Consider the following 22,575-nt stretch of genomic DNA (forward strand, 5'->3'; position numbering starts at 1 on the left):
CTTTTTAAAATTTAATGTTAGCACCAAACGTAAATGTTCTGTTGGTAGGGTATCCAAATTCATCAATACCTAGTTGTTGTACATTATTTCCAAAACGACTTACTTGAGGGTTCCAACCACTATAGTTGGTAAATTTGGCAGCATTCTGTACACTGAGGAATAATCTCATTTCAGTTAAAAAATTAACCTTATCTAAAAGTGTTTGTGGTAGTTTATAACCAAATGTGATATTTCTTATCCATAGGTGATCTCCTTTTTCAAGCCAATGTGTTCCGGCTTGATGTGTGTTTCGAAAATGAATTCCAGGGATTAAACCATCTCCAGGCTCATCTGGTGAAATGAATCTGTTCAAGAACTTTGAACTCACATTCCAACGTCCTTTGGCATTGTATAAAACTTCATTTGCTTGTGGTAAGATGTCATACCCAAACATACCTGTTGCTAAAACTGATAATGAAAAATTCTTATAGTTAAATACATTGTTAAACCCAAGTATAACTTTAGGATGTGGATTTCCTATATCTGACTGATCTAACCCATCTATAGTACCATCCTCATTAATGTCTCTAAAAATATAGGCTCCAAAGTCTCTTGAGCCTGGTGCAGCCCCTAAATTAGGGTCGTCTAACTGTGCTTGTGTGGTAAATATGCCATCAACTGTCCAGCCCCTAAGCGAACCAACTGGTAAGCCTACTCTGGTAACATTAAACCTTGAGTTGATTTCTGAAATTTCATCAGGTAACGACGTTACTTCATTCTTTAAAAAAGATAAATTTAAATTACCATTCCATGAAAAATTACCATCAGCACTGTAAAGGTTTGCCCCTAGTTCTAGATCTAATCCAGTATTTTCCATTTCACCAACATTGGTTCTTACAGTACCAAAACCAGAAACCGCTGGAATTGATAAATTAAAAAGCATATCTTCTGTGGTTTTCTTGAAATAGCTCACATTTAAGCTTACCGCACTATCAAATAATGCCATTTCCATTCCAATATCCAGTTGCGTACTGGTTTCCCATTGTAATGTACTTGACGGTAAAGACGTTAAAGATTTCCCTAGAACAACATTATCATTTAGAACATAATTAAAATTATTACTTAAATCATTTGCATTAGGAATTGAAATTACGTTACCAAAACGATCAAAATCACCGATTGCGGAGTTACCTGTGATACCATAACTACCTCTAAGCTTTAGTTCATTTATAATACCATCTTCAGGAAAGAAGTCTTCTTCAGATACTCGCCAACCAACAGAAGCAGAGGGGAAATTTCCATACTTATTATTAGTTCCAAATCTAGACGAACCCTCTCTTCTAAAATTTAACTCTACAAGGTATTTTGATTTATAATCATATCCCACACGCGCAAAAAACGCGGCTAAAGACCAGTTACTTCCATCGGTTACCGCAGCAGTAACCTCAGCAGCCTCTAGATAATTCAAAACATCGTCACTCGGGAAACCTCTCCCTGTAACATTGGTGTTCTCGCCAGATTGTTTTTGAGCTGTGTATCCTAATAAGGCACTAACAGAGTGGTCTCCAAACATGTTATCATAACTTAGGAGATTGTCAACTCCCCAATTTGTTATATCTCTTTTTGAATTAGTGGCTGTATTTACAAACGGAGGGGCGCCTGGCGATAAGTTAGAAGCATTACCAATTCTAAACTGTCCTATAGTAGTTGGTGTAAGGGTGTTCTGTTCTATAGTTAATACACGACCATATAATTGTGGTTTATAATGTAACCCTGGCAATAAGGTAATGTCTAAGTTAATACTAGCATTGATGTCTCTTTGAATAGTATTGTTTTTACGTTCCAAAGCTTCAAAAAGCGGGTTTGCTCGTGCAAAGTAGCCAGGGGAATCTGCCGCTATAAAAGGGATAATATCTCCATTTTCATCATAAGGAGACTTTAGCGGACTGGAGGTTATTGCTTTCATTATAATACCTCTAGAGCCATCTTCTGGTAATAAGTTATTTTCAGAAAATGAAACGGCTACGTTAGAACCAACTTTTAACCAATCTTTTACATTGGCGTCTAAATTTGTTCGTAAGGAGTATCTTTTAAAATCACTATTAATAAGCACCCCTTCTTGACTTAGGTAACCTCCTGATACAGCTCCTTTAAATTTACTGTTACCACCTCTAAAAGTGACGTTATGATCTTGAAAGAGTGCATCTCTAAAAATGAAATCTTGCCAATCAACAGTTTTAAGATTAGGGTCATTTAAAGCATCGAGGTAAATTTGAGGAACAGCGTTGTTTGTACCGTTACGGTCATTAAGTTCTGCAACTCTTTCTGCATTATACTGAGCATATTGACGGGCATTTAATACTTTAGGTCTCCAACCATTTGGAACACTTTGAATACCTGTAGAACCTGAGTAGGTAAATTGAGTTTCGGCTTCTTTTGCTTTTATAGTTTGAATTAAAATTACACCGTTGGAACCTCTTGCTCCATAAATGGATGTTGAGGCTGCATCTTTTAGAACTGTGATTGATTCTATGTCATTAGGATTAAGACTCTGAGGAATACCATTCCCTATAGGAAAACCATCAATTACAACTAATGGTTGGGTTCCTGCATTAATAGAACTAATACCTCTTACTCGTATTGCAGGGGCTTCTCCAGGTGTTCCAGAATTATCATTGATAATAACACCAGATACTCTACCTTGCATAGCTTGACCAGCTGTAGTATTGGGCATGTCTTGAGCCCCTTTTAAATCTACTTCAGAAATTGCAGATGTTATTTTCTTTCTACTTTTCGAACCATATCCAACAACTACAACTTCATCTAAACCAGCAGCATTCTCTATAAGTCTAATAGTAATTGGAGTAGAGGTATTGGCGGTAACTTCTTTAGTAGTAAAGCCTATATAAGAGATAACAAGTATGGCATTATCTGATGAAACATTAAGCGAAAAATTTCCATCAAAATCTGATGTAACACCATTACTAGTTCCTTTTTCAATAATGTTTGCTCCTGGTAAAGGGGTGTTATTGCTATCTAACACCGTACCCGTTACAGTTTTTTGAATATCTTTTTTGGTACTTAATTCTTTAACAGGCTCTTCAACATAAATAGCGCCCTCTTTTGTGAGTTTAAAATTATAGTGGCTTAGTTTTGATATTTCTCTGAACAGGTCAACTATTTTGATTTCCCCTTTTTTAACTTTAATTTTTGGGGTTTTATCAAAACTTCCTGATCGATAAATAAAATTGTATTCTGTTTGTTTTTTTACAACATCTAGAACCTCCTCAATGGACATTATTGCATTTTCAGGAAAGGTGATTTTTTCGTCTTGAGAAAATCCATTTTCAGTGCTTAAGGCAAAAGTTAAGAATGAAAAGAAAAATATAAGAACTTTCATGGTAAAAAGTAGAGGTGCTTTTAGACGTGAAAAACAGCACCAGTTTAGCTTGGTTTTCATAAATTTGAATATTCGTTAATAATTAGTTAATTGATTTTTAATGAATCTCGGGTGGTTGTTTAAATTTTCCAGGTCTAGACACCACCCATTTTTTTGTTATCATATCATAGTTATAGTTTTATTGGTTATACGGTATTTTACTTCATTAGTATTTTGAATAATATCTAAGATTTGTTTTAGGTTTGAGTTTTTCCTGAAAACACCATTAAACTCTATAGTTTCTTTTGTTTCATCTTCAAAAGTTATGGAGACATCGTACCACCTGGATAATACTTTTGTAATCTCTTTTAATGAGGTGTTTTTGAAACTAAATAAGCCATCTTTCCAAGATATTTGATTGTAAACGTCTACCTTGGTAACACTTAGGCTTTTAGAACCAAGGTTTAAATTTGATTGCTCACCTGGTACTAGTTTTTGATACTGATTATTAAAATTGTCAACTAGCACTTTTCCTTCAACCAGGGTAGTAAAGATTGTGTTTTCGTCTTTATAGGCTTTAATGTTAAACTGAGTACCTAGAACTTGTACATCTTGGCCTTCAGAATGCACAATAAAACCCGAACCATTATGTTTTGTACTTGGGGACACCTCAAAATAAGCTTCACCATAAACTAATTCAACTTCTCTGGTTTTATTAGGAGTAAAGGCTACTGGATATCTAAGCCTGGTTTCAGAATTCATCCAAACTTTAGTGCCATCTGCAAGTACTAAATAGAATTGTCCTCCTCTTGGGATGGTTAGTATGTTTTGTTTAATCAAATCACTAGATGGAGATTTAGCCGATTTATATATAAGCTGTTCGCCATTACTAGAGGCTTCTTTGTTATTATAAACCATACCTTTTTCCAAAGCTATTTTTGATCCGTCATCCAGTGTTAAGGTTGCTTTATCAGTTCCTATTTTTATTGGGTTGTCTTTGGCTACTTCATACTCCTGATGAATTTTAGATTTATCCTTTAGGGAATTGAAATACCACAAACTTCCCAAAGAAATAAATATGGCTGCAGCTGCTGCATATTTAAAGTTTGAAACACTTTTTTGTATATCAGTTCTTTTTGAAATTTTATACCACCCCTTTTCTAAATTGACGGTGTCAATACCTCTATTGCAATTTCGTTGAACTCTTTTAAAATAATCACGATGTTTTGGTGATTCATTGTACCAAGTCTCAAAAATTTTCTCCTCTTCTTCAGAAAGCGTTTGTTTTATTTTCTTTATGATTAGTTTAAAATCCATAGTGTTAAAATCAATGATGATTTATTAATAGACAAAAGAATGCTTAAAAAGGGTGACAAAAACTTATAAAAAAAAGTGCTTTATTCTATCTAGAATTGCAGTATTGTTAAAATGAAGGTGGTAGTAAATAGGACAAACTGTGCTAATTTTACCTTGGCGCGTTTTAATTGAGTTTTAACAGTGTTTACAGATATGTTGAGTTCGTTTGCTATTTCTTTATATTGATAGTCATTAACAAACCGCAACTTTACAATCAGCTTCATTTTGTTGGGTAAACTTTCTATTGATTCCAAAACTCTTTGGTAAAGAATTTGTTTGTTGTTATCTTCTAAGGTATAGGGGGTTTGAACATTTTTGTTAGCATAGTCTAAAATGAACACATCATCCGTGTAAGATATTTTAAGCGCTTTTAATTTATTTAAACACTGGTTTCTTACCATGGCATATAAATATGCTTTTAGGCTTGTTTTTATTTCAATAGTTTCAGCTTTTTCCCAAAGACAAACGTACACATCTTGAACAATATCTTCACTTAAGCCTTTGTCAAACAAATATTGGTTTGCGTAAACAACTAACTCGAAATAATGCTCTTGAAAAAGTTCTTTAAAAGCTAAATGATTCTTATTTCGTATTTCAAAAAGAATTTCTCTCGGGTTCATATTATTAATTGACCTAAATCAAAAGCAAACTTTATCAGTAATATATAGAGTGTAAGTTTGAATAAAAAGGTGTCTTGATTTAGTTAGTTCTATTTTGGCTTTAAAATACTATACGTTAGTTGGTAGTTCAATATAGAATCAAAAAAGGATATCACTATCCTGTACAATACTGTTTTAATTACGCTGTTTATAAAGAGTATTAAAAATGCTATAAATTTTGGTTGTCAATACAAAAAATAAAAAGACTACAGGGTGGATTTTTCAATCAGTACTGTACAGGATAAATATATATCAATCATAACATAAATTGCCAAAAGTCTAAATCTAAAATATGCTATGAAAAAAGAAATTATGTTTTTTGTTTTAATGATTTTATCTGCACTGAATATATTTTCATGTAGAAATGAAAAAAATCATCATCATAATAGTAATGAAAATGCGTATCACACAATTTTCAATGGAGAAAATCTCGAAGGTTGGGAAGGAGACTCCATCTATTGGCGTGTTGAGAATGGTAATTTAGTTGGTGAGGTGACTCCAGAGACTATATTGAAAAGAAATTCATTCATCATTTATAAAAAGGAACAACCTGAAAACTTTGAATTAAAATTAGAATATCGTGTTAGCGCATTGGGAAATAGCGGTATTAATTACCGAAGTGAGATTATTGAAGGTATGCCTTTTGCGTTAGGAGGTTACCAATGTGATATAGATGGTAGAAATAGGTTTACGGGGCAGAATTATGAAGAAAGAAAGCGCACCACATTGGCTTATATGGGCGAAACTGTAACTATTCCGCAGATGCCTGATAGTATCCCAACAAGTAATATTCGTGATAATGTTAAGAAGAATTGTTGGCAAACAAGATTGGTTATGGACACCCTCGGAACTAAAGCCCAATTAAAATCCAATATAAAATCAAATGATTGGAATCAAGTTCATATCAAAGTTCATGAAAATAACATGCAACATTATGTAAACGGTGTTCTAATGAGTGAAGTAACCGATTTAGATACTATAAATAGAACTATAAAAGGTTATATTGGAGTGCAGGTTCATGTGGGTCCTCCAATGAAAATAGAATATAAAGATATAAAGCTGAAGCACCTTTAATTTGGCAAAGTTCACTGAAACTAAAAAGTCTTCAGTTTTTTGAAAGAATGGTAACTTATTCCATAACTTTTTTACTGGCCCATATGATTGCTCCTATGATATGTTTTCTGAATACAATATCATCATAAATTTCCGGTCTGTGTCCTAATTGCGTTTGAAAAACGCGACTACCCTCAAATAGGTGATACCAAGCTATTGGGTGGTCTCCCATGGTCATGTTTTTGCCATGAAAGTTCTTCATTTCAACAGAGTTTTCGTTTAATGAGATGAGAACATTGACATCATCTCTAGGGCTTCTGTTCAAAGAATACCATTCGTCTTCCCAGACCATACTTTCTGCTTTTAAGTGTTGAGTGGCTGGGTGCGTATTATTCTCAATGTTAATTCTGCCTTTTTGAATACCAGAATGACCAATAAATCTGGCTCCTACCAAATTTCCAAACCATGGCCAATTTAATTCAGTTACTGTTGCGGAATGGATACCTACAAATCCTTTACCAGATTGAATGTAATTTTTAAAAGCTTCCTTCTGGTTATTGTTCAAAATGTCTTTATTGGTAAGTAGAAAAACTATAACATCAAATTTATGCAATATGTCTTTTGTAAAAAAGGTAGCATCTTCAGTAAAGGTGCATTTCCACCCGTTTTCTTCTCCCATCTCAACAAAACTTTTTACGGCGTTAGGTAAACAGTCATGACGGTAATGACCGGTTTTGGTAAATACCAATATGTTTTGACTTGAAGCAGAAAAGCAAAAGCAAAAAAAAATAATTTTAAAGACTAATATTCTCATATTCAGAAATTTAAATTCTTGCACAATTTGTGTTTAAGTTTTAAAGAGTGTTCTGTTGTAGTATATGAGCGATTAATTTTTAAGTTTTTGCTTAAAAGCCTATTTTTTCTTTTTCTCTGGATTACCATTAACATAGTTCTCTAAAAAGCCTTTAACAACCTCTAAACTTCCAGCTTCTAATCCATCATTAACATTGGCTCCAGTAATCCAATATAATACCATGCCAGCGTCGGAGCAGTCCCATTTACCTTTTTGAAAGTTCACAATATTATCTATTTCAGCAATATTACCTATGGTCCAAATAAGTCTAATTCGTGGATCTTCATGCTCTTTAGCCCAATCCCATTGGTCATGGTCTAGTTTTAAATTAATATTCTGGTCTGGAATACGTACTTCCTCAACACCAAAATCTAAAATTTGTTGCCATGAATAAAAATCGCCTGCATTATCATTGGCAGGATGGTGTGTTACAACCTTAACATATTGGTGCTTTTCTTTAGGTGTTTTTTTTAAGGCTATTCCTATAATATCAGGTTCACCAGCTTCAATAATCCAAAGCGGGTCGTCTTCTGTAGAGGCGTTAATGGCCCAACATAAATCATTTATAGTAGCTTCTCTTTGCCACATGGCATCGTAAAAAGTTAACAATTCAAAACCGCCCCAGCGTCTGGCAGTCATATCACAAGCTATTTGCATCAAATGATGACGTTCCTTTTCAGCACCAACAGATATCCTATCGTCCCTGATTAAATCACAACTATGAGAATAGTGTACTAATCTGTCTTCCAATCCTGTAGCGCGCAATAAGGCTAGCGTAACTGCAGTGCCTCCAAGGTCATCAGGGTCTGGCGAATTACCATCGGCCACAACAGCGATACGACCCGAAGGAGGGGCTATTTGCTGTGCAGAAATGGTCTGATTGAGTAGTAAAATAGTAATTAGTATTAGTAATATTTTATTCATTTTTAAAAGTTTGAAAAGTTAATATTATTAAAGTATGTTTTGTAATGATTGTTTGGTTTATCTAAAACATGCAATAAAAGTAAATTAGTGGATTTAATATGTTAACCTGTGCTATCCTGATAAGTACGTAAATACATAAAATTGTAGAAAAAAAATTAAGCTATTTATGTTGTGTTTTAAACGATTATGTGTGCTGGTTTTTTAAATATTTAACACTCTTTTGGAAGCAAATTTTGTGTGATTTACAGCTTTTTTTTTAGTGATTTTTTATCAAAAATTAAAAAATTGAAGAAAGTTATAATAACTAATTTGGTTTTGATATTCAGATAATTAGATCTTTTATTAGAGGTAATGACATCCAGATTTTTATAAGAAAAAACACCTAGCAGCACAGGGCATAACAGGTAGTGCAGGATACTTCACAAAATTTTAACAAATATTTTAGTGACCTATTAACAAATTAACTTAAAAATTTATGAAACTAAGAACTACGCTAAATGAGGCACTTAATTTGAGGCAAATTAAGTTGTTTACCATTTTGTTTTTTTCGTGTGTGGCAATGTCGTTTGCCCAAACTGTAACAGGAACTGTTACAGCAGATGGTCAGCCGCTCCCTGGGGCTACCGTTTTAGTTAAAGGAACTACAACAGGGACCAGTACTGATTTTGATGGAAACTTCAGTATTAATGCAGATGCTAACAGCACACTTGTTTTTTCTTACGTAGGTTATGCTACAAAAGAAGTGGCTGTTGGAAATCAAACAGTCATTAATGTGGTGCTAGAAGCAGACAACGCTTTAGATGAAGTGGTTGTAATTGGTTACGGTACGCAAAGAAAATCAGACTTAACAGGATCTGTATCCTCAGTAAGTGCTGAAGATTTAACTGTGGTGCCAGTATCTAGGGTAGATCAAGCCTTACAGGGTAGAGCTACTGGTGTGCAGGTAACACAAGTAAGTGGTGCGCCAGGTGCAGGTACGGTTATTCGTGTTCGTGGTGGTAACTCTATTACGGGTAGTAATGAGCCACTTTGGGTCATTGATGGTATTGTTGTTGGTACTAACTTTAACCTAAACAACATTAATAGTAATGATATTCAATCTATTGAAATCTTAAAAGATGCCTCTTCTATTGCTATTTATGGGTCTAGAGGGGCGAATGGTGTGGTGTTAGTAACTACAAAAAGTGGTAGAGGTGCAGGAACAGGGAAGCCACAAGTAAGCGTAAATGTTTACACGAGTTCACAGATGGTTCCAGAATTACCACATATGCTTACTCAAGAAGAGCAAATCGATTATACGAATGAAGATGCTGCATTTAGAAATACGGCTATACCATTTCCTAACGATCCTTCAACCTATCCTGATAATGATTGGTTTGATTTAATAATGGGAACGTCTCCTATATATAGTGCAGATGTTTCTATTTCTGGAGCAACAGACAACTTAAACTATTATAACTCTATCAGTTATTTTAATCAAGACGGTATTATTAAAAGCTCTGCTCTTGAAAGATTTGTTTTCAGATCTAATTTAGATTACACGTTAAGCGATAAATTAAAAGCTGGATTTAGAGTAAACTATTCGAGAATTAATCAAGATAATGGGGTTGTAGGTTTTAATAGTGCTTTTGGAACATTGAGAACACAACCTATTTTTAATGATGATGGTACCTATAGTGGATTTAATGATGTTATAGGGGCACCATTTAACAACCCATTGGCAGCTATAGAGTTAAATACCAATGAGACGTTTACCAATAACTTATTAGCAACAGCATATTTAGAATATAGCCCTATTGAAAACTTAGTTATCCGTTCTACTTTTAGTCCAGAGTTTAACAACATCAAACAAAACAGATTCAATTCAAGTCAGTTACCAGGTCTTTTGGCACTCAATGTGCCTGATGGTGGTGAAGCTAGTGTAAGATCTGTGGCTAGTACAGGATGGAATAATGAAAATACCATTCAATACACTACAGATTTTAATGAAGATCATAGTTTGGTAGCATTGGCAGGAGCCTCTTTCCAAAAAGTAACAACTGAAACAGCGACTGCTCAAGCCTTTGGTATTACTAGTGATGCTACTGGATTCAATAACTTAGGCTTTTCAGATCCTGCAAGGGCTACTATAACAAGTGATTTTGACGGATTTCAAATTGCATCTTTCTTTGGAAGGTTAAATTATTCTTATAAAAACAAATACCTTTTAACCTTAGTAGGAAGAACCGATGGTAGTTCGCGTTTTGCGCCCGGTAATAAATATGAATTCTACCCATCTATTGCAGGTGCTTGGAAAATTACTGAAGAGCCATTCATGCAAAATCAAAATGTATTCCAAGATTTAAAATTAAGAGCTAGTTGGGGTAAATCTGGTAACCAAGCTATTGAAGCCTACAGAACGTTAGGACTTTTAACAGAAGCTAATACCACTTTAGGTGGGGCTGAATTACCTGGTTTAACAATCGGAAGACCTGCAAACCCTAACTTAAAATGGGAAACTACCAGTTCTTATGATATTGCAATAGAAGCGTCTTTGTTTGGTGGTAAGGTATTTACAGAGTTTAACTACTACTATAAGAAAACAAACGATTTGTTATTAGATGTAACGATACCAAGACAGACAGGATTTACAAGTCAATTACAAAACGTTGGTTCATTAGAAAACAAAGGTTGGGAGTTAATGATTAATTCTACTAACATAAGCAGAGGAGACTTTACTTGGGGCTCAACAGTAACCTTATCAAAAAACGAGAACAAAATATTAGACCTAGGTGGTGCTGAGTTTATTGATGTAACAGTAGATGAAATTTTAGGGTCTGATAACACGCGTTTAATTGTTGGGCAGCCTGTACCTGTATTTACTGGTGCTAGATATTTAGGCACTTGGAAAAGTCAGCAAGAAATTGATGCTTCTGGATTTACAGGACCTGCAGCAGTAGGTGGTGCGAGATTTGAGGATGTTAACGGAGATGGTATTATCTCAACAGAAGATTACGTAATAGCAGGGGATCCTACACCAGATTTAATATTTGGAGTTGAAAATAACTTTTCTTATAAGAATTGGGATTTATCATTCTATTTCCAAGGAACTGTTGGTAACGAAGTATTTAACTTACTAATGCGTAATAATTACTTCAATCGTGGAGAAACTACCAAATTTGGTGGTATTGCAGATCGTTGGATACAAGGTGTTAATGAAACCTCTGATATTCCAAGAGCAGGAACGGATACGGTAGGTGGTATACCGCCAAACACGGAGTATATTGAGGATGGGTCCCACTTACGTCTAAGATCTGTAAGATTAGCTTATAATGTACCAGTTGATACTTGGGGATTGAATGGGGTTAAAGATGCCACCATTTATTTTTCAGGAAGTAATTTGTTACTATTATCTAGTACACGTTTAATTGATCCTGAAGCAAGTAATTTTGGGAGAAATGGTTTAGGTAATATAGCACAAGGATACCTAGGTGGTCAGTACCCTAATCCACGTATTTTAACCCTTGGTCTTAACGTAACATTTTAAAAAATAAAAAAATAGATTATGAAAACAAAACACATATTTTTATATATCTTCATGGTTTTCTCATGTTTTGCATGTGAGGAGTTTTTAGAAGAAGAACCGAGAGCATTAATCTCGCCAGAAACGTTTTTAGCGTCGGCAAGTGATGCGAGGACATACATAAATGGTTATTATGCCATTTTAAAGAACAACTCCATTTATGGGCAAGTTGGTCTAGACCATTTTTATGATAACGGATGTGACATTATAGAACCTAACCGTATCGCTAACTTTGTTGCAGGTATAGGTAATTATGAGCTGAATGAAGCCAGTGCCGATAGATCCGTACAAAAGATGAGTGTATCTGATACTTGGAAAGATTTTTACAGAGTTATACTGAATACAAACACGTTGATTGATAGAATTGCTGATAATGAGAATATTTCACAAGAGGAACGTACAGATTTTATTGCAGACGCAAGGTTTGTACGCGCTTTATGTTATTGGCACATTACCAATCTTTGGGGAGATGCACCATTTTACACAGAGGTGCTTACCCTTGAAGAGATTGGATCTTTAGGAAGAACAGATGAGGCTATTATTTTAGATGCTGTATTGGATGATTTAACTTTCGCTCAGGCAAATTTAAAAGATGCTTATACAGGGGATCAAGCAGGAAGAGCTTCTAAATGGGCCGCGGCTTTAATAGAGGCTAAAATTCATATGCAGAGAAGAAACTGGCAAGCTGGTTTAAATAAATGTTTAGAAATTATTAACCAATCGCCTCATGAGTTATTACCAACCTATGCTGAAGTGTTTGATCCTAATAATGAGTATAATGCCGAAATTATATGGTCTTTAGACTTTGCTAAAGATATTAGAGGACAGTTTGAAGAAGGTGTACTTAGAGCCGATGGTTCATTACCTGGTTTTGCAGGTAACGGTAACTGGAGACCTAGTATGTTTAACCCTCGTATAAGAGATGAGCCTAGAAACAATGGTGACAGAGCTGCTTTAATTGCGGCTTTAGCAGCAAATGGAGAGGCTTTTGATGGTACAGGGTTACAGGTGGCGTCAAAGGATTTTGCTGAGAAATTCCCAATGAACGATTTACGTCGACCTTTAAATGTTAATGACCGTTATGAAGGAATTCAATTAAACTTTCCTTACATGCCTAAATTCATGAATTTAAAGGTGGCTACATCACCGCGTTTTAACCACTCAGATAACAGAATGGTATTCCGTTTGGCAGATGTGTATTTAATGGCTGCAGAGTGTGAAAATGAATTAAACGGACCAGCAAACGCTTACCAATATATTCATCCAATAAGACAACGTGCGTATGCAACTCAGGCAGAGTGGGAATTATCAGGGCTATCTCAACAACAATTTAGAGAAGCTATTTATGATGAGCGTAAGTGGGAGTTAGCTGGTGAAGCATGGAGAAGATATGACCTTATTAGATGGGGTATCTTGTTAGATGTGGTTCAAGATTTAGAATACCGTTTCTGGAATCCGGCAGGCAATATCAGACCTTGGCATGTAAAATTGCCAATTCCATTACAGGAACTTATTAACAACCCAGCTTTGTTGGAGTCAGACCCAACCAATAATGGGTATAGAAGTAATTAATAGCAAGTAATTTGTTTTTTTGAATTGTTTAGTTTTAAAAAGCCGAAAGAAAAATTCTTTCGGCTTTTTTTTATACGTTCAGTTTAGCCATTCTCAGTATAGTACAGGATACATAAATTCGTTAAGGATTTTACTTTTATACACAAATGCATTCTATGAAATTCTTTATTCTTGTTTCCATTTATCTTATAAGCACGCTAAATGTATTAGCCCAGATTAAGCATGGGCTTCGAGATGAATTAGGTAGACATATAATTCCTAGGGGATTTGTTATAAATACGAACGACCATAAAGGTGAAGTTTTTTTTAATACCGATGATTATACCAGAATGGTTAGAATGGGGGCCAATGTTCAAGTAATACGCTTAGAACTTGGTAAGTTAAGTGATTTTCCTGGTGGGCAATTAGAACCTAATTATTTGTTGAAATTAGATTCTTTAGTGACCATGGGTAAAAATGTAGGTATTAAAACCGTGTTTAAAATGACCGTTTATGGTGTTGATCAATTTAAGTGGGAGACGTTTTGGTTGAATAAAAATAAAGAATACAGTACATATATAGATGCTTGGAAAGTCATTTGGAACAGATATGCTGAAGATTCAGCAGTATTAGGATATGATGTAGTGAATGAACCCAGAAAATTAACCGTGGATATCTCCTATAACAACTTAACCAAAAAGTATCTCATTCCATTATACCAATACATAATTGATGAAAGTCAAAAAATAAACCCTGACAAAAAAATATTACTGCAATCTATTTTCATGAATAAGGGTGAGAAAATAGATAATAATCAATATGCAGAAATTACAGCCCCAATTAATAGAAAAAATATCATCTTCGCACCTCATATTTATCAGAACAAAATAGATTTTATAAAACGAAATATGGATCGTTTTGACAGAGAATCAGATATGATGAAGGCACCTATACTTATCGGTGAATGGGGGTTTCCCACCTTTGCAAAAACTGACACTTTAATAAGTGGCAAATTAGGTCAATTAGAATATAGGGAGCTTTACATCAAAACCGCCGAGGTTTTTGATCAAATGGGTGTGGGCTCTATAAAAGCTTGGTTTTTAGGAAATAGAAGTATGCAGAATTTTCTTCCAGGAGGCCCTTCAACTTGGGCTATTTTTAGTGATAGCACCGATGCAGGAACCGTTGAACGTAAATACATCACAGATGTGATTTCGAGGCCTTTTCCACAAGCCATTGCTGGTGATATTCAAAACTTTATGTTCAACCATGCCACCAGAACGCTTTACTTAAACATTATTTCAGATAATAGTAAAGGGGCCTCTAAAATATTTATAGGCGCTAATAGACATTACCCCGATGGATTTTCCATAATTATAAACGAAGATTTTATTATGTATTACAATCCATTAAAAAATGTTGGGTTAGAAACCTATAAAGTACCAAAAGGAGTCAATCCATCAGATTTTATATGGGACTCATATGCTCAAAAACTTGTTATTTTAAAATGGCCCTTAGATAAGGAGGCGTATAACATAAAAATTGTTCCAGGAATTAGAAATTTTAAATAATAGTAACACATAAACATAATAATTAATGAAAAAAGCACCCCTATTAATTTTACTGGTTTTAGCCCTTTTTAGTTGTAATTCAAACTCAAAAGCCATCAGTTCTACTAGTCCAGAAGATCAAGAAATTGCACAAAAGGTTGAAGCGCTTCTTGCTCAAATGACATTAGATGAAAAAATTGCAGAAATGACGCAGGACGCTCCAGCCAATGAACGATTGGGTATTCCTGTTATGAAATACGGAGAAGCATTACATGGATTATGGTTGGTGCTTGATTATTATGGTAATACAACCGTTTATCCGCAAGCAGTAGCTTGTGCTTCAACTTGGGAACCTGAACTCATTAAAAAAATGGCATCTCAGACGGCAATAGAGGCACGTGCTTTGGGTATTACACATTGTTACTCTCCTAACTTAGATGTTTATGCAGGTGATGCGCGCTATGGTCGTGTTGAAGAATCTTATGGTGAAGATCCCTATTTAGTGTCGCGCATGGGCGTGGCATTTATTCAAGGGTTACAAGGTATGGGCGATGAGCAATTTGATGAAAATCATGTGATTGCAACTGCCAAACATTTTGTAGGATACCCAGAAAACCGCCGTGGTATCAATGGTGGATTTAGTGATATGTCCGAACGTCGTTTGCGTGAGGTGTATCTTCCATCGTTCGAGGCGGCAGTAAAGGAAGCTGAGGTTGGCTGTGTTATGCCAGGGCATCAAGATTTTAACGGTGTACCTTGTCATATGAATACATGGTTGTTAAATGACATCTTAAGAGAAGAGCTAGGTTTTGATGGTTTTATTGTTTCAGATAATAATGACGTTGGAAGGTTGGAAACCATGCATTTTATTGCTGAAACCAGAACTAAAGCTGCTATCTTAGGATTAAAAGCAGGGGTGGATATGGATTTGGTTATAGGGAAAAACGAAAAACTAGCAACGTATCACGCTAATGTTTTGAAGGATACCGTGATGCAGGATCCTTCATTAATGAAATATATAGACAAAGCTGTATCTCGTAACTTGACCGCAAAATATAAATTAGGTTTGTTTGATTCAGAACCAAAAGACATTGATCCAGAAACCGTAAATGCTGGTCGTGATGAGCATCGGAAGTTTGCATTGGAGATAGCCGAAAAATCCATAATCATGTTAAAAAATGACAATAATCTTTTGCCTCTGGATGTATCGAAAATTAAATCATTAGCTGTTATTGGCCCCAATGCACATGAAGAAAGACCAAAAAAGAAAACCTATGAGTTATTAGGAGGATATTCAGGATTACCGCCATATTATGTATCTGTTTTAGATGGTTTAAAAAAGAAAGTGGGTGATAATGTTAAAATAAATTACGCCAAAGGTTGTGATATTGATAGTTTTTCAAAAGATGGATTTCCAGCGGCTATTGCTGCAGCAAAACAATCAGATGCTGTTGTATTGGTTGTGGGAAGTTCTCATAAAACCTGTGGTGAGGGCGGTGATCGTTCGGATTTAGATTTGTATGGCGTTCAAAATGAATTAGTAGAAGCCATTCATAAAACAGGAAAACCTGTGATAGTGGTTTTGATTAATGGTCGCCCGTTGAGTATAAACTACATCGCTGAAAATATTCCGTCTGTACTTGAAACATGGTATGGAGGTATGCATGCTGGTGATGCTGTTGCTAATGTTCTTTTTGGTGATGTTAACCCCGGTGGTAAATTAACCATGTCATTTCCGCGCTCTGTTGGGCAGGTGCCAGTAACGTATTTGGAGCGTCCAGACTTTATAGGTTCTGGAAAAGGAAAGTATCGTTTTAGTGATAAATCACCATTATTCTCCTTTGGCTATGGATTAAGTTACACCACTTTTGAAATATCTGAGCCAAAGCTTCAAGATAATAGTATTGCTACAGATGGAAGTACAACGGTTTCTGTAGAGGTCACAAACACGGGAGAAAGAGAAGGTGATGAAGTAGTACAACTATATGTGCGTGACGATTTTGCCTCGGTAGGCCGATACTTAAAACTATTGAAAGGTTTTGAGCGTATTAGCCTAAAGCCAGGCGAAACCAAAACCGTTCGTTTTAATCTTGGATTTGATGAATTAAATCTTTTAAATAAGGACTTGGTGAAAGTGGTTGAACCTGGAACCTTTACCATTTCTGTAGGGACATCTTCTTTAGAAAAAGATTTAAAGAAAGTTTCGCTCTTAGTGGAGTAGTGCTTTAATGCTCTAGTTAACCTAAGATGATTTACATCTTTTATTGCGATTGAGAACTAAATAAAAATTCACTTCAATGAAGCACACCTATAAAGCTGATTTTAATAAGATACTAGTGGCTAAAGTCTTGATGATTTTGGTTTTAACATTACATGTTAGTTTTTTATCTGCACAGGTTATTGAAAAACCAATTTTAGACCTAAAAATAAAAGGTAAGAGCCTCTTTGTTGAAGCCATGTTGCCCGATAATTTAAGGCAATTTGAGCTTCGTATTGAAAGTTCTCGAAATAAGCCCATGACTAGGTTTTCCTCCGTTTCGCCATTTGATCCAGATAGTTTAATCCGCAAGACATTATATAATAAAACAGACCATGAAACTTGGTTTCCTGTGGTTGATATAAGTCCAGAGCTGGGAATGGAAGGTGTCTGTGTATTTAAAGACAATCCCACAGGGACTTACACCTTTGGTGGGCCTTATTACGATGATTCGCATGAACTAAAAAAACAAATTATTTTTCCCCCGGGTAGGTTGGAGCATTGGGAAAACTCATTAAGGCTAAGTTCCAAGGAAATTGAAATAGAGAACTTTTATTTGAGAAAAACCTATCCGGTATTATTGAAGGAATTCAGGCATGAAATAGCTTTACTTTCTGAAGATTGGAGTGGGACAGTAAGTATATTTATTAATGGTGAAGATGGGCCTTATGAGTTCGCAAGTAAAGATATTTCACCAGACTATTCTGAATGGAAAAATAAAGAACTCGAACAGCTTATGGGAGAGGGCTTGTCTAAAGAGCGTTTGATAACATCGTTGAGTGCCGTGATTGACAATGGTTTGAGGCGACAAAATTTAAATCCAGACAGTCCAACCTATGGTTCCTTTTTTACTTTTTACGATTTAGAGGCTCGTCTACACCGTTCAGTCTACTGGCTATGGGGTGGTTCTCCAATCGTAAAAATGGTTTTAGATGCCATAAAAGTTCCAGAAATTGCCAATAAATATGACACCGAAGAACTGATTCAGCGTATGGACCTAGTGGGGAAACTTTATCTAAAATATCAGGTTCGCGAGGAAAACCATCCATCTCGGGGGTCGTTTCTAGTCATTTGGCTCAGGACACCAGGTGGCTATGAAAAATGGGTAGGAACATCAGATTCCGGAATTATGTATAAATGGGCTTTGGCTCCTTTGTATGAAACAACAAGAGATACTGCCTATTTGGAGGCGGCCAATTTTTGGAATACCGAAAAGGGCAAATTAATAGAACAGCACGATATTTTACCGCACAACTATTTGTATGATATCAATAAGTTTCACAAAAATATCTTAGATGAAACGGGTTGGGATCCAGAAGGGCACAGTGTATTTTATAGAATTACTGGCGACGAAAGCTTTAAAGAAGTAGCCAAACGTTACATGGATAAGCACATGGCCAAATTCCAAAATGACAATGGTTTATGGAACAGAAGCTGGTCGTTAGAAAAGAACATAGCTGTGCCTCCGCTAAAAATGACTCGGGGAACCGGTTGGACCATGGAAGGCATGTTGGCAATGAACGAAATGTTCCCAGATACCATTTATCTGGAGTATGCTAAAAAACTTGCAGACCAATTAGTGGAAAACCAAAACCCCGATGGCTCATGGAATTTTGTGTTTGATTCACGCGAAGGCTATCGAACCGCTATTCCTACCGATAAAGGGACGCCTCTGTGGAGTTTGTTGATGTACAGGATATATCAAACCACAAACAACGCCAAGTATTTGGAATCGGCTCGTAAAGCACTTACCTGGTGCCTAGAAAACCAATACCTCGGGCCAGATCCGGAAGCTATTGGTAGTATTGTTGGACGAACTAACGCCTCTATGGTTGGATACCGCTTTTACTACGATGCCACCTGTGCCTATTCAACAGGCTTTTTTGGCTTAGCAATACTGAAAGAACTAGAGTTACAAGAAAAGTAATGGATAGTATTTTTTGTAGATGATACATATAAATAGCGAATTAACACTTAGCTAATTTTTTGTGGGTTTGCTTTTAAAGAATAAGACTGTTAAATATCATTATCTTGTTGTAACCATAAATGATTAATTAAAAACTTCCATGAGATTTGATGTTATAAAATATTTAGCGTTCACTAGTGTTTTTTTCTTGACCCTTTCAATGAAGTCACAATCATTTGAAGAAAGTAAACTAGTTAATGATGTTGAAATAAATATTATTGATTTAACTGAGGTTTCTAACAATCCCAACAGCCCAATAGCTTTTGGTAAGCACAATTTATTGGAAGCCATCAAGCAGTCTGGAGGACGCATAAATTTAACTCAGGAAATAGGAGAAACGTTCCCAAATAGAAGCCTTGTTATAGGTTCTTTAGAAAATGAGATAGTCGCAAAATTCGTTTCAGGTAATCCAGAGATACAACCAAATAAACCCGAAGGCGTTTTTTACCAATGGCAGAAAACCGAAAGCGGAACCGTGCTAGTAATTGGGGGTACCGATGCCAAAGGACTCATGTATGCACTTAATGAACTAGCAGAACGTATTAAGTCACATGATCTTGTCGCCCTCTCAGAAGTTGAAAATACCTTTGAGTATCCTGAAAATAAGGTAAGGGGGCTGGATAAATTTGTAACAGACCAGAACGATGACGTTTGGTTTTTTTCAGAAGATTATTGGCAATACTATTTAAAAAGTTTAGCCACTAATAGGTTTAACAGGCTTACCTTGATAACGGGTTACAATGATGGTAAACAACAGGATTTTATGATACCTGTTTATCCATATCTTTTTGATGTCCCTGGATTTGAAGATGTATCTATAAGAGAAAACCTGAATAGAACACCTCAAGAATATTTAGACCAATTGAGACGTATAGGGCAACTATGTGATCAATATGGATTGGAGTTTGTATTTGGTATTTGGGGTCATGGCAGAAGTAATGAACTTATTTATGGACTGCCAGAAGATGCAATGGAATATACCAATTATTGCTCTAAGGGCATGTATGAATTGTTACATAAAATTCCTGAAATTGATGGTATTCAGCTCAGGGTAAATTACGAATCTGGTGTTGGTGGTTTTGGTAATACGGCCGAATTATTTTGGAAAGCCATCATTGAAGCCGTAGGACATGTCTATAAAGAACGTAACGGGCAACTCTTTTTAGATTTAAGAGCCAAGGGGCTTACAGAACAAATTAGGGAGTGGGCTATAGAAACTGATATGAACATTACAGTTACTAGTAAATACAGCTGGGAAGGTGTTGGGTTGCCATTTCATCCTACCCAAATGCGGCACCGGGAATTATCTAATTTAGATAATATCGATTTACGCCAAAGGTACGGGTACGCCGATTTTTTGAATAAATCCCGCAATTTCGATTACATCAATAGGCTCTGGGGTATTGGCACCATAAGGCTATTTACATGGGCAGACCCAGACTATGTAAAACGTTTCTCTTCAACCACAAATTTTGGAAAGGCAAAAGGCTTTCAAGTGACGCCGCCTATGGCGAGAAAGCAAAACACATGGCCTCTTTTTAACAGCGATTCCTTAAGCTATTTTACATGGGAAGACCAACGCTATTGGGCTTGGTATAAACTATACGGAAGGTTAGGGTATTCAAAAAACACGCCTCCTGAGGTATGGGAAAGAGCGTTTAAAATACATTATGGAGACGCCTTTAAGGAGGTTTTAGAAGCTTATAGTTGGTCTGGTAAAATACTGCCTTTAATCACATCTTCTCATCTTACGTTTCACCCCGCCAACTATAATTGGGCAGAAATGGATAGTGGTGGTGCTCTATTTGTAGAACATAATGCCAATCCGTATCATATTGAAAAAGGAAGAACCTACCAATCTGCCGAACCCGGAGACCCTGGTTTGTTTTATGGTATTGATGATTACGTGAAAGACGTTATAAATAATGATATAAAGCGTAAAATAAATCCGGTTCAGTTAGCAGCATTATATGATTCACTTTCAAACAAAACCTTAGAGGCTTTGGCAAAAGTTAATAAGGCCGATATACCAAAGGCATATTTAAAAGAATTCAAAACCAATACAATAGATATGCAGGTAACTGCAGCACTTGCCAAATATCATTCATATAAAACTAAGGCGGCAACAGAGGTTGTTTTTTATCAGGAAACAGAGCAACACGGATATTTAAAATCTAGCCTTAAGAGTCTTGAAAATGCAAAGGATAGTTGGAAGCATGTAATAAACCTAGCGGGTAGTTTATATCATAGTACCCCAAAGTTTTTACATGATAATGGCACCTGGCAAGATAGATTAGTGGAAATAGAAAAGGATATAGCGAAAATTGAGGAGCTCCTGGAAGATACAAAGGACAATAGCTTTAAAAGCCATTGGAATGGTTCTAAAAACTCAAGCAATCAAGGTCAAGTGAATTTTTCGGCAGAGGTACCGCAGTTAGCTGCAAAAAATAAGCCCATAAAAGTTAAGCTATTCACAGAAAAAAAACTCAATGAAAATCAAGTACCCATGGTTCATTACAGACAAGCCAATATGGCTTCAGGCGCCTTTAAAACCTTGTCTATGACCTGGGATGGCAGCTGTTATAGTGCCAATATACCTGTAAAGGATATAAATCCAGATTATGACCTACTCGTTTATTTTACCTCTGTTAATATGAACGGTCATGTTATAATGCATCCTGATTTATTTCATAAAAAAGTGTTGACACCTTATTATGTTGTGGAAATAACCAAATAGATAATTTGTGAAATTTGCTAAAAACAAGGTTCTAGGAAGATACAGCATAAAAACACAAAGGTGTCCAAAATCAAACTAGTGTTAAGGGTGAGTTTTGTAATTGAATATTCTTTTTTCTGGATTTGAAACCATAAAAGGAGGTATTTAAAAAAAATCTATAGAGGTTTTTTACATAAACGTAACATATTTAAGTGTCTCAAAAGCAATAGATATTTTAAGTGTTTTAAAAAGATAACCACATAATACTTATTTTTAAAATATCAGAAAAAGGTATTTAGTTAGAAATAAAAAACAAATCAAAATGTGAAATTTCATAATTAAGTTTTTTAAGACCACAGGATGCTGCAGGATAGTTGAGGTAGGTTAGTGTTCTATTTTTAAAAAAAATATATTAATTAAGATATTTGTTATGCAAAGACTAGCCTTTAAAATGAAATTAAATGAAGGCCAAAAGGAGGCCTATAAAGAACGTCATGACCAACTTTGGCCTGAACTAAAAAAACTGCTTAAAGATAGTGGGGTTAGTGAGTATTCTATTTTTTTTGACGAGGAAACCAGTACTTTGTTTGCTTTTCAAAAAGTATCTGGCGAGGGCGGTTCTCAAGACTTAGCTGATAACCCCATTGTTAAAAAATGGTGGGATTTTATGGCAGATATTATGAAAGTAAACCCAGATAATTCACCAGTTTCCATTTCTTTGGAAGAGGTGTTTTTTATGGAGTAATCTTAGTTTTTTTATCATAACAGTG

At 35.5% G+C, this 22,575-nt stretch carries 13 protein-coding genes; 8 read left to right on the top strand and 5 right to left on the bottom strand.

What is annotated here, in order from left to right; all coding sequences use genetic code 11:
* Window positions 1–4 precede the first annotated feature (4 nt).
* The 3 genes from DFQ02_RS09535 to DFQ02_RS09545 form a co-directional block, all read right to left on the bottom strand.
* Window positions 5–3,379, bottom strand: coding sequence for a SusC/RagA family TonB-linked outer membrane protein (locus DFQ02_RS09535; protein WP_181896388.1), 3,375 nt, complete (start codon window positions 3,377–3,379; stop codon window positions 5–7).
* Between the two features lie 159 nt (window positions 3,380–3,538).
* Window positions 3,539–4,675, bottom strand: coding sequence for a FecR family protein (locus DFQ02_RS09540; RefSeq protein WP_116524203.1), 1,137 nt, complete (start codon window positions 4,673–4,675; stop codon window positions 3,539–3,541).
* Window positions 4,676–4,764: 89 nt separating this feature from the next.
* Complete coding sequence (locus tag DFQ02_RS09545) at window positions 4,765–5,334, bottom strand: RNA polymerase sigma factor (RefSeq protein WP_116524204.1); 570 nt, start codon at window positions 5,332–5,334, stop codon at window positions 4,765–4,767.
* A 336-nt stretch (window positions 5,335–5,670) separates the two neighbouring features.
* Between DFQ02_RS09545 and DFQ02_RS09550 the strand changes: the two genes are divergently transcribed.
* Window positions 5,671–6,447 carry a 3-keto-disaccharide hydrolase gene (locus DFQ02_RS09550; RefSeq protein WP_181896389.1) on the top strand — a complete coding sequence of 259 codons (777 nt, stop codon included), beginning with the start codon at window positions 5,671–5,673 and terminating at the stop codon, window positions 6,445–6,447.
* Window positions 6,448–6,502: 55 nt separating this feature from the next.
* Here DFQ02_RS09550 and DFQ02_RS09555 read toward each other — a convergent pair whose 3' ends face one another.
* Window positions 6,503–7,240, bottom strand: a complete 738-nt coding sequence (locus tag DFQ02_RS09555; RefSeq protein WP_116524205.1) for a ThuA domain-containing protein — start codon at window positions 7,238–7,240, stop codon at window positions 6,503–6,505.
* 99 nt (window positions 7,241–7,339) lie between these two features.
* A complete protein-coding gene (locus DFQ02_RS09560) occupies window positions 7,340–8,203 on the bottom strand; it encodes a hypothetical protein (RefSeq protein ID WP_116524206.1) in 864 nt (287 codons plus the stop codon).
* A gap of 475 nt (window positions 8,204–8,678) precedes the next feature.
* Here DFQ02_RS09560 and DFQ02_RS09565 point away from each other — a divergent pair, with 475 nt between their 5' ends.
* From DFQ02_RS09565 to rhaM, 7 genes are all read left to right on the top strand, one after another.
* A complete protein-coding gene (locus tag DFQ02_RS09565; protein WP_116524207.1) occupies window positions 8,679–11,729 on the top strand; it encodes a SusC/RagA family TonB-linked outer membrane protein in 3,051 nt (1,016 codons plus the stop codon).
* Between the two features lie 18 nt (window positions 11,730–11,747).
* A complete protein-coding gene (locus DFQ02_RS09570) occupies window positions 11,748–13,337 on the top strand; it encodes a RagB/SusD family nutrient uptake outer membrane protein (RefSeq protein WP_116524208.1) in 1,590 nt (529 codons plus the stop codon).
* A 155-nt stretch (window positions 13,338–13,492) separates the two neighbouring features.
* Window positions 13,493–14,887, top strand: coding sequence for a cellulase family glycosylhydrolase (locus tag DFQ02_RS09575; protein ID WP_116524209.1), 1,395 nt, complete (start codon window positions 13,493–13,495; stop codon window positions 14,885–14,887).
* A 25-nt stretch (window positions 14,888–14,912) separates the two neighbouring features.
* Complete coding sequence (locus DFQ02_RS09580; RefSeq protein WP_116524210.1) at window positions 14,913–17,087, top strand: beta-xylosidase; 2,175 nt, start codon at window positions 14,913–14,915, stop codon at window positions 17,085–17,087.
* Between the two features lie 76 nt (window positions 17,088–17,163).
* Window positions 17,164–19,050: a glycoside hydrolase family 88 protein gene (locus DFQ02_RS09585; RefSeq protein ID WP_116524211.1), complete on the top strand. Its 1,887-nt coding sequence runs from the start codon at window positions 17,164–17,166 to the stop codon at window positions 19,048–19,050.
* 199 nt (window positions 19,051–19,249) lie between these two features.
* The gene (locus tag DFQ02_RS09590) at window positions 19,250–21,826 is read left to right on the top strand and encodes a hypothetical protein (protein ID WP_116524212.1); all 2,577 of its coding nucleotides are present in this window, start codon (window positions 19,250–19,252) and stop codon (window positions 21,824–21,826) included.
* A 409-nt stretch (window positions 21,827–22,235) separates the two neighbouring features.
* Complete coding sequence (rhaM, locus tag DFQ02_RS09595; RefSeq protein WP_116524213.1) at window positions 22,236–22,550, top strand: L-rhamnose mutarotase; 315 nt, start codon at window positions 22,236–22,238, stop codon at window positions 22,548–22,550.
* The last annotated feature ends 25 nt before the right edge of the window (window positions 22,551–22,575 follow it).

The sequence above is a fragment of the Seonamhaeicola aphaedonensis genome (assembly GCF_003386195.1).
Taxonomy (GTDB): domain Bacteria; phylum Bacteroidota; class Bacteroidia; order Flavobacteriales; family Flavobacteriaceae; genus Seonamhaeicola; species Seonamhaeicola aphaedonensis.